This window comes from Priestia sp. LL-8, from assembly GCF_036227845.1.
In the GTDB taxonomy this organism is placed as follows: domain Bacteria; phylum Bacillota; class Bacilli; order Bacillales; family Bacillaceae_H; genus Priestia; species Priestia zanthoxyli.
Genome location: NZ_JAZAQH010000001.1, coordinates 2,928,435 through 2,941,835, shown reverse-complemented (window position 1 = coordinate 2,941,835; position 13,401 = coordinate 2,928,435). Strand labels below are relative to the sequence as shown.

Annotated in this window: 14 protein-coding genes; all 14 read left to right on the top strand. The window is 39.3% G+C overall.

Annotated elements, in window-relative coordinates; translation table 11 throughout:
• Positions 1 to 105 precede the first annotated feature (105 nt).
• The 14 genes from U9R83_RS14900 (at position 106) to U9R83_RS14835 (ending at position 13,297) form a co-directional block, all read left to right on the top strand.
• Positions 106 to 873, top strand: a complete 768-nt coding sequence (locus U9R83_RS14900) for a carotenoid biosynthesis protein (RefSeq protein ID WP_243549472.1) — start codon at positions 106 to 108, stop codon at positions 871 to 873.
• Positions 870 to 1,580 carry a lysophospholipid acyltransferase family protein gene (locus U9R83_RS14895; protein ID WP_140451423.1) on the top strand — a complete coding sequence of 237 codons (711 nt, stop codon included), beginning with the start codon at positions 870 to 872 and terminating at the stop codon, positions 1,578 to 1,580. Before U9R83_RS14900 ends, U9R83_RS14895 begins: the two co-directional genes overlap by 4 nt.
• Positions 1,580 to 2,686 carry a glycosyltransferase gene (locus tag U9R83_RS14890; protein WP_014459499.1) on the top strand — a complete coding sequence of 369 codons (1,107 nt, stop codon included), beginning with the start codon at positions 1,580 to 1,582 and terminating at the stop codon, positions 2,684 to 2,686. Before U9R83_RS14895 ends, U9R83_RS14890 begins: the two co-directional genes overlap by 1 nt.
• The gene (locus U9R83_RS14885; protein ID WP_140451424.1) at positions 2,683 to 4,143 is read left to right on the top strand and encodes a phytoene desaturase family protein; all 1,461 of its coding nucleotides are present in this window, start codon (positions 2,683 to 2,685) and stop codon (positions 4,141 to 4,143) included. The genes U9R83_RS14890 and U9R83_RS14885 overlap by 4 nt, the downstream gene beginning before the upstream one ends.
• Before the next feature lie 131 nt (positions 4,144 to 4,274).
• The gene (locus U9R83_RS14880) at positions 4,275 to 5,003 is read left to right on the top strand and encodes a hypothetical protein (protein ID WP_014459501.1); all 729 of its coding nucleotides are present in this window, start codon (positions 4,275 to 4,277) and stop codon (positions 5,001 to 5,003) included.
• Between the two features lie 157 nt (positions 5,004 to 5,160).
• The gene (locus tag U9R83_RS14875) at positions 5,161 to 5,904 is read left to right on the top strand and encodes a sugar phosphate isomerase/epimerase family protein (protein WP_140451425.1); all 744 of its coding nucleotides are present in this window, start codon (positions 5,161 to 5,163) and stop codon (positions 5,902 to 5,904) included.
• Positions 5,901 to 6,860, top strand: a complete 960-nt coding sequence (locus tag U9R83_RS14870) for a sugar kinase (protein ID WP_042992058.1) — start codon at positions 5,901 to 5,903, stop codon at positions 6,858 to 6,860. Before U9R83_RS14875 ends, U9R83_RS14870 begins: the two co-directional genes overlap by 4 nt.
• Before the next feature lie 2 nt (positions 6,861 to 6,862).
• Positions 6,863 to 8,143 carry an MFS transporter gene (locus U9R83_RS14865; protein WP_013083743.1) on the top strand — a complete coding sequence of 427 codons (1,281 nt, stop codon included), beginning with the start codon at positions 6,863 to 6,865 and terminating at the stop codon, positions 8,141 to 8,143.
• A gap of 26 nt (positions 8,144 to 8,169) precedes the next feature.
• Entirely contained in the window at positions 8,170 to 8,814 is a 645-nt protein-coding gene (locus tag U9R83_RS14860; protein WP_014459503.1) for a bifunctional 4-hydroxy-2-oxoglutarate aldolase/2-dehydro-3-deoxy-phosphogluconate aldolase, read from the top strand.
• 101 nt (positions 8,815 to 8,915) lie between these two features.
• On the top strand, positions 8,916 to 9,926 hold the full coding sequence (locus U9R83_RS14855; protein ID WP_042992060.1) for a LacI family DNA-binding transcriptional regulator: 1,011 nt from the start codon (positions 8,916 to 8,918) through the stop codon (positions 9,924 to 9,926).
• A gap of 102 nt (positions 9,927 to 10,028) precedes the next feature.
• On the top strand, positions 10,029 to 10,664 hold the full coding sequence (hxlA, locus tag U9R83_RS14850) for a 3-hexulose-6-phosphate synthase (RefSeq protein WP_042992061.1): 636 nt from the start codon (positions 10,029 to 10,031) through the stop codon (positions 10,662 to 10,664).
• Positions 10,664 to 11,212, top strand: coding sequence for a 6-phospho-3-hexuloisomerase (hxlB, locus tag U9R83_RS14845; RefSeq protein WP_042992062.1), 549 nt, complete (start codon positions 10,664 to 10,666; stop codon positions 11,210 to 11,212). The genes hxlA and hxlB overlap by 1 nt, the downstream gene beginning before the upstream one ends.
• Positions 11,213 to 11,554: 342 nt before the next feature.
• Complete coding sequence (locus U9R83_RS14840; protein WP_014459504.1) at positions 11,555 to 12,526, top strand: DHH family phosphoesterase; 972 nt, start codon at positions 11,555 to 11,557, stop codon at positions 12,524 to 12,526.
• A gap of 21 nt (positions 12,527 to 12,547) precedes the next feature.
• A complete protein-coding gene (locus U9R83_RS14835; RefSeq protein ID WP_014459505.1) occupies positions 12,548 to 13,297 on the top strand; it encodes a glucose 1-dehydrogenase in 750 nt (249 codons plus the stop codon).
• Positions 13,298 to 13,401 lie beyond the last annotated feature (104 nt).

Here is a 13,401-nt window from a genome sequence, read left to right as displayed (position 1 = left end):
GCGGACTACTCACAAAAAAAGAGCACATTGAAAATGGAGAGAATGTGTACAAGCTTATATAATAGCACTTTGACAAAAAGAAGCTGGAGAGAAGGTGGATAGAGGATGATCACAAATGGTATTTATCGTTTTTTTCTTGTTTGGTACGTATGCGGAGTCGGCTTGCTTTCCTTCGATTTGCTGCCTTTATGGTTAGAATGGGCAAACGCGGTTTTTTTACACTTGAGCAGTCTTCTTGCTCTTATTTATCTAGCTAAGGCCTATGGAGTAAGGCGGGCACTGCTCGTTGCGATATTTGTGACAGGTGCATCTATTTATGTCGAAAGCCTAGGTGTTAAGTATGGATTTTTATTTGGATCCTACGATTATGAAAAAGATTTTGGCGCCAAAATTTTAGGGGTTCCTCTGACCATTGGTTCGGCTTGGTTTATGGTTGTGATCACAAGCAGAATATTAGCTCTGGGAATTATGAAACGTATGGAACTGCCGTTTATTGTCCGTGGAATTGCCTATGCAGTCATTAGTTCGCTTTTTGCTGTTATTATGGATTTGGCTATTGATCCCGTTGCCTATGTTGTTAAACAATATTGGGTGTGGGAAGGGGACAGCTTTTATTATAATATTCCTTTATCCAATTTCTCCGGCTGGTTTTTACTATCTTTCTTCATTCAGCTGGTCGTATATTTCTTTTTAGCTAAGGTTCCTAAAGAAGAAGAGCCGGTATGGGAAAGAAGAATGGTGTTTTTGTATAGTGCAGTCGTCATGATGTTTGTAATTGTAGCGTTAGTAAATGGCCTGTGGCTTGTGGTATGGCTGACGATGATTCCTTTTCTTATTCTTTATATTGTGTATAAAAAGGAGACTCGCTTATGATTTATCCGAAGAAAAACTCACTATTTGAGGGATTTTTTGAACTCTTTGTCACATATCAGCTCAAAAAACAGTTTTATCGTATTCATTTACATATAGAAGAGCTCCCGAAAGATAAAAAAATTTTATTAATTGCTAATCATTCCAGCTGGTGGGACGGTTTAGTGACATTTTATTTAAATAACGCGGTATTAAAAACAGATCTATACGCTATGATGTCTGAACAAGGAATGAAGGATTTTCCTTTTTTTCAACGAATCGGGGCTTTTTCAGTAAATGCAGCGTCTCCGAAGCATACGGTGGAATCGTTAAGGTTTGCTAGTAAGCTGTTAGAAGAGAAAAAAACCGTGCTTATTTTTCCTCAAGGAAAAGAAGAGCATCTTGAGAAAAGACCGTTAGCTTTTTCTGAAGGACCTGCTTTTCTTTTAAAGAAGCATTCTGACGTTGAAGTTATTCCCATTACATATTACTATACATTTCGCCATGATCAGCGACCGGAGCTTTTTATCTGGGTAGGGCAAGCTGTTTTTTACGACTTAGCCAATGCAAGAGAAGATATAACCAAAACGCTAGCCGGTGCAGTCACTGCTCAGCTCGATCATCAAAAACAAAAAATCATTCAAGAAAACGACGAGGAATTTACGACTTTATTAAAAGGAAAAAAGACGCTTAGCGAGTGGTTAACGTGGTGGAAAGCGAAGGTGAAATAATGATTTACTATATGCTTTTATTTATTTTTATGCTGCTTCTAACCATTGTAAATATTCAAGCAATGCCCAAATTAAATAGATACAAGTTGGATTCAAAAACACCTCAGCCTCTCATTTCTATTTTGATTCCAATGCGAAACGAAGAACGAAATGTAAAGCGAATCATTTCTTCTGTTAAAGGATTAACGTACAGCAATCTAGAATGTGTCATACTAGACGATCAGTCCACAGACGAAACACGAACACAGCTGTTGAGAGAAATTCACGGGGATCCGAGGTTTACCATCATAGGTGGAAAAGAGCTGAGAGAGGGTTGGGTCGGAAAAGTTCATGCTTGTCACCAGCTGTCGCAAGCTGCAAATGGAGACTATTTATTGTTTGTAGATGCAGATGTAGAACTAAAAGAACGTACGCTAGAACATACTTTAGCCACCGCACAAGCGACAAAGGCCGCTCTTTTAACAGGATTTCCTCGTTTCCCCGTAAAAACGTGGTTAGAAGCGTTGGTTGTTCCGCTTCAGCATGTGGTTGTTTTTAGTTATTTACCGGTTGTCGTAGCTAATCGTAACAAGATGAGCAAAGCTTCAGCGGCTCACGGTGCTTTTATGTTTATAAAAAAAGAAGCATACGAGGCTGTAGGAGGACATGAAGCCGTCAAATCTTCACTAGTAGAAGATGTCCACCTAGCCCAGCTTTTTAAGCAAAAGAAACACCGCGTCATTTTAGCCAATATTACCTCTCATGTTAGCTGTTATATGTATGAAACAACAGAAGAAGTATGGAACGGTTTTGCTAAAAACATCTTTGTAGGTCTGGGCCGCTCCGCAAAAGCAGTTTGGGTACTAAGCGTTTTTTTTGCCTGTTACTATGTGCTGCCGCTTCCTTTTTTTATAGCAGGAATATTCACAGGCAACATGCTTTGGATTATGCCTTTTTGCATCATGCTTTTTCAGCGGTTTTTAATTGACCGATCGGCTCAGCAAAAAGGGCTTTTGTTTCTTACTATGCCGGCATCGGCAATTGCGCTGATGCTGCTGATGAACCATTCTATGAAGCGTGAACGAAAAAAGCAGGGATATGAATGGAAAGGAAGGCATTATCAATGAAAAAAGTACTAATTGTTGGGGCAGGATTAGGTGGATTAGCTGCAGGAGTTCTTCTTCAAACAAAAGGGTTCGATGTCACCATTGTGGAAAAAAATGAGCACGTAGGCGGAAAAATGATGCCTGTGGAGCTAGGAGAATATTCTTTTGATTTTGGGCCTAATACCATTACAATGCCAGAAGTTTTTCAGTGGTTATTTGAGCAAGCGGGCGAACGTGCAGAAGACTATATGCCTCTTGTCAAACTAAGGCATCATACGAATAATTTCTTCACCGACGGTTCACAATTTTCTATGTCTATCGATGAACGAAAAATGATTGAGCAGCTTGAACGTCTCGATCCCTTTGCTGCGGAGCAATACCCTGCCTATTTAAAAGAAGTAAAAAGAATATATGACATTGCAAAAAGTCAATTTTTCTACCGGACATTTTCGTCATGGAAAGATTACACAAACCCTTCTCTATTAAAAGCGTTGCTGCAGGTAAGGCCGTTTGAAACAGTAGATACGTTTCATCAGCGCTTTTTTCGAAATGAAAACATTCGAAATGCATTTAATCGATATGCAACCTATATTGGATCTTCACCTTATACATCGCCCGCTACGTTTTCACTGATTGGACACTTAGAAATGAATGATGGGGTGTACTATGTAAAAGGAGGAAATACTAGAATTGCAAAAGGGCTGGGACATGTGTTCCAAAAAGCCGGAGGAAAGCTGTATACAAACTGCAGCGTTACTGAAATAATAGTAAAAAATAAACGGGCTGTCGGAGTGGAAGTGAATGGAGAAGAAAAGATAGACGCGGATATCGTTATTGTAAACGGGGACTTGCTAAAAGCCTATCCGGCACTTGTAAAAGAGCAGGATAGACCTCATTTTAAAAACAAAAAAGCAGCTGAATTTGAGCCTTCCATATCAGCCTATGTAATTATGGCAGCAGTTAAGAAGCGCTTTTCTCAGCTGATTCATCATCAAGTGTACTTTTCTCAGGATTACAAGCAGGAATTTTATGAACTATTTCAGCAAAAAACGCTTCCAACCGACCCTACCATTTACGTTTGTAATTCTTCGTATACCGATAACACGGTAGCTCCGGGTGATAATTTATTTATTTTAGTGAATGCCCCTGCTGTAAAAGAAGAGAATCAAGAAAAAATGAAAGCTTACAGAGAAGTTGTCTATCGCAAGCTTTCTCAGTTTGGTTTAGATATTAAGCCCTCGATTGTACATGAACGAATTGTTACTCCATATGAAATTGAACAAACGTTTGGTGCATTTAAAGGCGCTTTATATGGCGTGAGTTCAAACCGGAAAATGGATAGTTTTCTTCGTCCAAGCAACGTCTCAAAAGATGTTAAAAACTTATATTTTGTAGGAGGAACGACTCACCCTGGAGGAGGATCTCCTATGGTCACAATTAGCGGTATTAATGTAGCTACGCTTATTTCATCTTCCTAATTGATAAATCAGGATTGTCAAAAAGTTTAGTTTTTTGGTACTATAAGAAAGGACAGAAGCTGTTAACCACCTGTTCTTGCGGATGGAAAAAATGTTACATAATGAAGTTGAAAAGGTGATTACATAACTATATGATTGTATTTACGTGTCTTATTATTATCATAAGCATTATTCGTCCGTACTTGGAGAGCGTGACTGTTAAGCGAATTGCTTCAGAAGGCAAAAAGATTCGCTACTACAAAGAACAGTTCTTTTTTTATGTGCTAATTTTACTATTTTATATTGCGGTGATGGTATACCATGCGGTTCCATTTTCTATGTTAGGGTTGCAGGGAGTGTATCTAGATACGATTCACCGGACGGCTCCGTATCCAGCATGGATTGAATATTTGCTGCTTTTAATCTTTGCAGGCTTTATCATTCTTTCCATTATGATTCAATGGATGAAAGATCATGGAGAAACGGTTTTCGTGGAACAGGAAATGCCCACGTCAATTGAGGCAACCGTTCCTAAAACGGAAAGAGAGCAAAAGTGGTGGCTTGCATACAGCGGTATTTCCAGCTTCGTAGAAAGCACCGTCTATTTTCCTAGCTTTTATTTATATAGTCACTATATATTAGCCATTGAAAACACATGGCTGTTGGCCGTCTTAATTGGTATTGGTTATTTCCTGTCACAGCTAGCTTTCCAGCGTGACCGCTTAAGTGTCCAGACGCTGTTAGTTGGTATCGGGCTAGGCGCTTTATTTATCATGACAAAGTCAGTTGTCATCATGGTCTTGTACTATGGTTTTAGTTTCTTAATCTATGATATTTACCAGCAAGATCGCAATCTAGTAAAAAGCACAGATGATCACTAAGAAACAACACGGCATAAAGCTGTGTTGTTTCTTTTTTTTATAATTTATAAAAAAAGCTTGAAAAGCGCTTTCAATAGTCTTATAATTTAGATAAATCGATTTACTAAACCGGTTTAGTAAGTGGTTAGTTAGTATAATAAGAAAGGTAGGTCGATTTATGAATCGTATCATTATCCCGTTAAATGCATTTGAAACAACAGGCTTTCAGCACACCATGATTAGGAAAATACATGAGCAGCAAGTACATGGAGTGGAAATTCGAAGAGAGTTAATGAAAAAAGTAGATCAAGAAATTGAGCTTATTACTGAAGAATTAAAAAAATACCCGCTTTTTACAGTATATTCGGCTCCAATTGAACTGTGGAAAGAAAATGGAGAGTTAAACAAACAAGAATTAAAAACTATTCTTGAAGAAGCCGTATCACTTGGCGCTCAGTGGGTAAAAGTTTCTCTTGGTTTTTATCATCCCCAATCGTCTATGGCAGATTTACAGCAATTATTAGAGGCATTTCCAGCTTTACGTCTATTTGTAGAAAACGATCAAACCAGTTACGGAGGCAATATAGCATCTCTGCACGCATTTTTTGATAACGCTTACGAAGTTCCTGTTTCCATGACGTTTGATATTGGTAATTGGCTTTATGTACAAGAACGACCCGAAGAAGCCATCAAAAAGCTAAGGTCATTTGTGGGCTATATTCATATTAAACACGTAATAAAAAGCAGTGGAAAGCTAGTGACAACCGCTATATCAATCGATTCAAATGAAATGTGGAAAGATATTTTGAAAGGGTTTTCTCATTCGGTTTTTAAAGCTTTAGAGTTTCCAATCGATGAACCGGAACAAATCCCCGGCTTCATTTCATTGGTGCAAGCAGCAGAACAGGAGGAAGTTCAATGAATTCATTAGACGTTATTACCTTCGGAGAAGCAATGGCGATGTTCATGGCAGAACAGCCAGGACCGCTGCATGAGATTAAGCATTATACGAAGGAGCTGGCCGGAGCAGAAACAAATGTAGCAATTGGTCTCGCTCGTCTCGGTCTGCGCGCAGGCTGGGTGAGCAAAGTCGGCAACGATCCTTTCGGTACGTTTATTATGAAACGGCTACAAGAGGAGTCAGTCAACACCGATTGTGTACTAGTAGATAGCGAACATGCAACAGGCTTTCAAATTAAATCAAAAGTGGAAGTGGGAGATCCGGAAGTTTGTTATTTCCGAAAAAATTCAGCAGCCAGTCACTTGCACCCATGCGATTTTAACCGAAACTATTTTTTAGCAGCAAAACATATGCATATGACAGGAATACCGCTTGCTGTGTCAGCAAGTATGCGAGATTTTGCTCTACATGCGCTTACATCGATGAAAGCAGCTGGAAGAACGGTTTCCTTTGATCCGAATCTGCGACCCACTCTTTGGACATCAAAAGAAGAAATGGTTATTACAATCAATGAAGCTGCTAAACAAGCAAACTACGTTTTGCCGGGCATTGAAGAAGGAAAAATCTTAACCGGCTACGAAAATCCAGAAGACATTGCTTCTTACTATTTAGATGCAGGAGTAGAGCTTGTCGTTATTAAACTAGGTGAACAAGGAGCCTTTTTTAAGACGGCTAAAGAGCAAGGAATGGTTGAAGGAATAAAAGTGAAACAAATAGTGGATACAGTCGGAGCAGGAGACGGTTTTGCAGTAGGACTGTTAAGCGGCCTTCTTCAAAATGATTCTCTTACTCAATCTGTAAGGAGAGCAAATGCCATTGGGTCATTAGCTGTACAAAGCCCTGGAGATAACGACGGATATCCAACTGAACAGCAGTTGCAAAGATATATGGAATCCCAAAAACAAGGAGTGAAGTGATAATGAAACAGCAGCTAGCAAAAAAAAGATGGCTTCGGTTAATTCCTATCGTATTTATTACGTATAGCCTTGCTTATTTAGACCGTGCAAACTATGGGTTTGGAGCAGCGGCAGGGCTGGCAGAAGATCTTCATATTACGCCAGGTATTTCGTCTTTATTAGGATCGCTCTTTTTCTTAGGTTATTTCTTTTTCCAAATTCCAGGCGCTCACTACGCTGAAAATAAAAGTGCCAAAAAGCTGATTTTTTGGTCTCTGATTTTATGGGGAGCACTTGCTACAGCTACGGGTATGGTAAGCCACGTTGGATTTTTGTTTGTTATTCGATTTGCTTTAGGAGTAGTCGAAAGTGCCGTTATGCCTGCTATGCTCGTGTTTTTAAGCCACTGGTTTACAAAAGCAGAACGTTCTAGAGCCAACACGTTTTTAATTTTAGGAAACCCGGCAACCGTTCTTTGGATGTCGATTGTTTCTGGGTATTTGCTAGAATCGTTTGGCTGGAGATGGATGTTTATTTTAGAAGGTTTTCCAGCTGTTATTTGGGCGTTTTTATGGTGGAAACTAGTAAACGATGAGCCAAAAGATGCAGGCTGGCTGTCAAAAAAAGAAAAAGCAGATTTACACGATGCGCTGCAAAAAGAACAAGAAGGAATCAAACCTGTTAAAGGCTATAAAGAAGCTTTCAAAAATCGTACCGTTATTTTATTAAGCATTCAATATGCTCTATGGAGTATTGGCGTCTACGGATTTGTTATGTGGCTGCCGTCTATTATTAAAGCAGCGCCTAACATGAGTATAGTAAAGACCGGTTGGTTAGCATCCGTTCCTTACGTATTAGCAGTCGTATTAATGTTAACGGTTTCATATCTGTCAGATAAGTTTTTAAAACGAAGCGCATTTGTATGGCCGTTCTTATTAGTAGGAGCTCTTGCCTTTTACGGATCTTATTTAGTTGGCACAAGCAACTTCTGGCTTTCTTTTACTTTACTCGTTATTGCCGGAGGAACGATGTATGCTCCGTACGGACCGTTCTTTGCGATTATACCTGAAATTTTACCGCGTAATGTTGCCGGAGGAGCGATGGCTTTAATTAATAGCATGGGCGCACTTGGTTCATTTGCCGGTTCTTATATTGTAGGATTTTTAAATGGATCAACAGGAGGATTTGGCGCTTCCTATATCTTTATGGCTGGATCATTATTCCTTGCGGCAGTTTTAACCATTGTCGCAACGAAAAAGCCAAGAGAAGTTCAGAGTGTGAAGCCAGTTGAAACAACGGCTTAATGTAACGATAGAAAAGGAGAATTGAGATGCATATTGAGAAAATTACAAGTAGCGGTATTGTAGCGGTCATTCGAGGAGCAAGTGCTGAGCGAATTATTCCGCTTGCCTACGCGTTAAAAGAAGGCGGAGTAACAAACCTAGAAATCACAATGGAAAACCCTGCTGCCGTAGAGGTTATTAAAGAGTTAAAAAATGAATTTGACGACTCGATGTTTATTGGAGCAGGAACTGTTCTAGACGAAGAAACAGCACGAATTGCTATTATGGCAGGAGCGTCATTTATTTTTTCTCCTACGGTGAATGAACGAACAATTAAAACAGCTAAAAGGTACGGGGTCATTAGCGTCCCGGGCGCTTTTACACCTACTGAAATTTTAACAGCATATGAATGCGGCGCAGATATGATTAAAGTCTTCCCGGCAAGCGTAGTAGGTCCCGCCTATTTTAAAAATATAGCAGGACCGCTTCCTCACATTCCATTAATGCCAACAGGCGGCGTTACGGCTGAAAATGCGGGCGCTTATATTAAAGCTGGAGCGGCTGCTATTGGAGCAGGAAGCACACTAGTAGATGGCAAGCAGCTTCCAACTCCTGAATACTTACTTCAAGTAACAAGGGAAGCGAAACGTTTTACTCATGAAATTCAAGAAGCTAGGCTTGCGTACGCTTAATAAATAAAGCCTTCTACTAGCAAGAAGGCTTTTCCTTTTTCGTTTTTTTCGTTTACACTAGGAGTAGCATAATTTTAGGGATTGAATGAAAAGGACGGATCATGATGCAAAAAGTTACTATGCTGGACGTTGCAAAAGCAGCAAATGTCTCCAAAAGCACCGTATCACAATACATTAACAAGCGATACGAATATATGGGCGAAGAAACGCGAAAGAAAATTAAAGAAGCGATTGATACACTGGGCTATCAGCCCAACTATCTAGCACGAAGCTTAAAACAAAAGCGAACGTCGATGATTGGTATTATTGTGGCGAATATTATGCACAGATTCTCTACGGAAGTCATTCGTGCAATTGAGGATTACTGCCATTCACAAGATATACATGCCATCATCTGTAACGCAGATGATGACCCTGATAAAGAAAAGAAATATATTAATATGTTAAAAGCAAAGCAAGTAGATGGTCTTATTTTATTTCCAACGGGTGCGAATACTTCTCTTTATGAACAGATGATTAAAGAAGAATATCCCGTTGTTATTATGGACCGTAAAATTCAGGATGTAAAAGGAAAAATTCCGTCCGTAGTGGCAAACAACCAAGAAGCCACAAAACAGGCTATTTTGCATCTTCTCAAGCTTGGACATAAGCATATAGCAATCATTACAGAACCATTAACTATTACACCTCGGATCGAACGTGTAGAAGGATACAAAGAAGCGTTAACATCAGCCAATATGCCTGTAAATGAATCGATGGTTATTAACTGTAAAAAAGCGGACATGCAAAAAGCGCTTGAGAAGCTATTTTCAGCCGACAGTCCGCCGACAGCGCTGCTAGCTGGAAACGATTTAGTGTTCATTGAAGTACAGAAGTTTATTAAACAAAAAGGCTTTAATATCCCAAATGATTTATCTTTAATTGTTTACGATAATATTCCTTACGCAGATGTAGCAACGCCTGCCGTTACGACGATTTCGCAGCCCGCTTTTGATATGGGAACAAAAGCAGCAGATTTACTTATTAAACAAATTTTGAAAGAAAAGATAGCTTATGAAGAGTACCAGTATGAGTGTGAATTAATTATTCGAGAAACAACTTTGTCGCATTAAGCTAAAAAGAGCGCCTATGGCGTGCTCTTTTTAGCTCATCAAAATATTGGTTTTTTTTACGTTGTTACTAAACCGGTTTAGTAGAAAGTGAGGAGAAAAAATATGAAGATACAATTAGCATTAGATCGCGTCACAATTGAAGAAGCTATTATCCTTGCCAAGCTGGCAGAACCCTCTGTTGATTGGATTGAAGTAGGTACATCTCTTATAAAAGAGTATGGAGTTGAAAGTATTTATAAAATCAAACAGGCATTTCCGCACAAGACGATTGTAGCAGATATCAAAACGATTGATAACGCAGAGTATGAATTTACCATGTGCTATCAAGCAGGAGCAGATATAGCAACAGTCATGGGCGTATCACCTTTACCTACGATAGAGACTTGCGCAAATGTCAGCGAAAAATGGAATAAAAAAATGATGGTGGATTTATTAAACACGTCAAGCAGCTCTCAAAAACAAGTAGGTACTTATAGAAACGCTATTTTTTGCCATCATATCAGCAAAGACGAGCAAGAAAAAGAAGGGAAATCGCTGAGTCAAATAAATTTGCGGCAGTATTTTCATTCAGATGCCCAAATAGCAGTAGCAGGAGGAATTAATCCAACCTCAGCAGCATCATTACTTCAAATGAAAGCGGACGTCGCGATTATTGGATCAGCGATTACAAAAAATGCGGATGTGGCAAAGGCATCTGCTGAATTTCAAGACTTATTTATGAGCAGGGGGAACGTATAATGACAAAAACACAAACAATTTTAGACGAAATTACGGCCGTAATAAATCACATAAAAGAACCGCAAATAGAAGAAGTAGCGTTTTCACTTTACCAAGCGAAACGAATTTTTGTTATAGGCGAAGGCCGCTCTGGGCTAATGGGCAAATCATTTGCGATGAGACTGATGCATTTAGGTGCGACAGTATATGTTGTAGGGGAAACCATTACTCCTTCGATTGCAGCAGGTGACGTGTTGGTGGCCGTATCTGGTTCAGGAAAAACACAGCAAGTGGTGAGTGTAGCGAAAAAAGCTAAAGAAGTAGGATGTTCAGTTATCGGCATTTCAGCTAGTACAGAATCACCGTTAACTGCTCATACCGATGAGCTGCTGCACATTCCCGCTGCAACTAAATATCGAAGCGAAAATGAAGCAGCTTCCATTCAGCCACTTGGCTCGTTATTTGATCAATGTGCTCACGTTGTATTTGATACCATTTGCTTAGAATACGGGAATTTGAATCACACCGATCATGAACAAGCGTTTAAGCAGCATAGCAATTTAGAGTAAGTGGAAAGAGGCTAGAACAAAAGTAGGTTATTTAAAAGAAAATCCGAACGATGAATCGAGATTCTTGATGAAGAATCACATTCGTTCGGATTTTTTCATTGGTATGGGTGAGCGTAGGTTTCATGTGTGTAGTTGCTTCTAGCTGTTGATTGAATCGATGTAGTTATGTCTCACTCTCTTTTGATACAGGCAAGTCTAAGTCTAAACGTTTACTTCGCTTTTGTTTATTGCGAATATATTCCTTCTCTTCAAAGTAAATGACAGCATTTTTATGCTGAAATTGCTATAATATACAAGCCGGTACATATACTAAGGCGACTGAAAATAAAGGAGTTTTGATTAATGACAAAAATAAAATTAATTTCACATAACGATTTAGACGGGGTAAGTCCAGCACTATTGGGTCGGTTAGCGTTTGGCGACGACAACTTTGATTACAGCACGGTAAGCATTGGCCGCATCAATGATACAGTGACGCATTTTATTGAAGAAGAAAACGATGGAGACACAGCTTTATACATAACGGATATTAGCGTAAATGAGGAAGTAGCGGAAAAATTAAATGAACTGGTAAAAAAAGGCCAGCAAATCACTCTTATTGACCATCATATCTCTGCTCTTCCACTAGCTGAGAAATACGATTGGGTTCATGTTATTGCAGAAGATGAAAACGGTAAAAAGACCGCAGCTACATCTCTTTTCTATGACTACTTAGTGCGCCACAACATGCTCCAAAAAACGGTGTTGCTTGATGAGTACGTAGAACTTGTGCGTTTATTTGATACGTGGGACTGGTTCCATGAAAATAACTTGAAAGCAAAGCGCCTTAATCACCTATATTATCTAATCCCGCATGAGGAATTTAAAGAAACCATTCTAGAAACGCTTCGTGAATCTTATCATTCTGAAAATCAAGAATTTACGTTTACGGACAAACACGAAATTTTACTAGAAGCAGAAGAAAAAAAGATTGAAAAATATATTTATGACAAACAAAAACAAATCATAAAAGAAAGTGTTGAAATTGATAAAACAGCGTACAACGCAGGGATTGTATTTGCAGATACATATCAGTCTGAGTTAGGAAATGCACTGTGTCTAGAAAACGAAGATATCGACTTTTCCGTTATGGTGGACATGGGACGGCAAAAGATTGGGTTCCGTGCAGTAAAAGACGAAATCAACTTAGCAGAAATTGTTGGGCACCTTGGAGGAGGAGGTCACCCAAAAGCTTCTGGATGCAAGTTAACGGCTGAAACGTTTGCTCTTTTCGTCACGGATCACTTGTTTAAAGACGAAGAAAAAAGTGAATAAAGCGTATAAGGAGGAGATGATATGTCGTTTAAAGATTTAGTTGTTATTGTTACTGGAGCTGCGAACGGAATAGGTAAAGATGTATCCCGCGCATACGCGAAACAAGGAGCAAAAGTGGTATTGGCAGATGTGGACGAAACCGAAGGAGAGCGTCACGCAGAAGCTATTCAAAGACAAGGCGGAGAAGCCATTTTTGTGAAAACAGACGTCCGAAAAGAAGACGACATTTTAAATCTCGTTGAGAAAACGGTCAGTACGTATGGAACGATACATATTTTGATTAATAATGCAGGCGTTTCCCGCTGGAAATCACCGTATGAGCTAACCATTGATGAATGGGATGACATTATCAATACGAACTTGCGCAGCGTGTTTCTATGCTCTCGCGAAGCAGCTAAGGTGATGAGAAAAAACGAAAGCGGAGGCTCCATTGTAAACTTAGCTTCTACGAGAGCTACAATGTCTGAACCTCATACAGAAGCCTATGCGGCTACAAAAGGAGGAATCGTTGCTTTAACTCATGCACTTGCCATTTCACTTGGTGATGACAACATCACAGTAAATGCTATTTCTCCAGGATGGATTGAGACATCTGATTACGATGGCCTTCGTGAAATCGATCATACGCAGCATCCGTCTAATCGGGTGGGGACGCCAGCCGATATCTCAAGAGCGTGTATGTACTTAACAAACGTTGAAAATGATTTTGTCACAGGAGCTAACCTCGTAGTAGACGGGGGAATGACGCGAAAGATGATTTATGAACATTAAGCATCTATAAAAAAAAGGCTAAGACAAAAGTATTTTAGACGAAGTGAAAAAATGAACCATTGATCAAATTTTTGATTAGTGGTTCATTTTTTTGTTACGGTAAA

Excerpts from the sequence above, each read along its gene's own strand:
- U9R83_RS14885 (WP_140451424.1), top strand. The coding sequence starts at position 2,683 with ATGAAAAAAGTACTAATTGTTGGGGCAGGATTAGGTGGATTAGCTGCA.
- hxlB (WP_042992062.1), top strand. The coding sequence starts at position 10,664 with ATGACAAAAACACAAACAATTTTAGACGAAATTACGGCCGTAATAAAT.
- U9R83_RS14900 (WP_243549472.1), top strand. The coding sequence starts at position 106 with ATGATCACAAATGGTATTTATCGTTTTTTTCTTGTTTGGTACGTATGC.
- U9R83_RS14895 (WP_140451423.1), top strand. The coding sequence starts at position 870 with ATGATTTATCCGAAGAAAAACTCACTATTTGAGGGATTTTTTGAACTC.
- U9R83_RS14855 (WP_042992060.1), top strand. The coding sequence starts at position 8,916 with ATGATGCAAAAAGTTACTATGCTGGACGTTGCAAAAGCAGCAAATGTC.
- U9R83_RS14870 (WP_042992058.1), top strand. The coding sequence starts at position 5,901 with ATGAATTCATTAGACGTTATTACCTTCGGAGAAGCAATGGCGATGTTC.
- hxlA (WP_042992061.1), top strand. The coding sequence starts at position 10,029 with ATGAAGATACAATTAGCATTAGATCGCGTCACAATTGAAGAAGCTATT.
- U9R83_RS14865 (WP_013083743.1), top strand. The coding sequence starts at position 6,863 with ATGAAACAGCAGCTAGCAAAAAAAAGATGGCTTCGGTTAATTCCTATC.
- U9R83_RS14835 (WP_014459505.1), top strand. The coding sequence starts at position 12,548 with ATGTCGTTTAAAGATTTAGTTGTTATTGTTACTGGAGCTGCGAACGGA.
- U9R83_RS14840 (WP_014459504.1), top strand. The coding sequence starts at position 11,555 with ATGACAAAAATAAAATTAATTTCACATAACGATTTAGACGGGGTAAGT.
- U9R83_RS14875 (WP_140451425.1), top strand. The coding sequence starts at position 5,161 with ATGAATCGTATCATTATCCCGTTAAATGCATTTGAAACAACAGGCTTT.
- U9R83_RS14880 (WP_014459501.1), top strand. The coding sequence starts at position 4,275 with ATGATTGTATTTACGTGTCTTATTATTATCATAAGCATTATTCGTCCG.
- U9R83_RS14890 (WP_014459499.1), top strand. The coding sequence starts at position 1,580 with ATGATTTACTATATGCTTTTATTTATTTTTATGCTGCTTCTAACCATT.
- U9R83_RS14860 (WP_014459503.1), top strand. The coding sequence starts at position 8,170 with ATGCATATTGAGAAAATTACAAGTAGCGGTATTGTAGCGGTCATTCGA.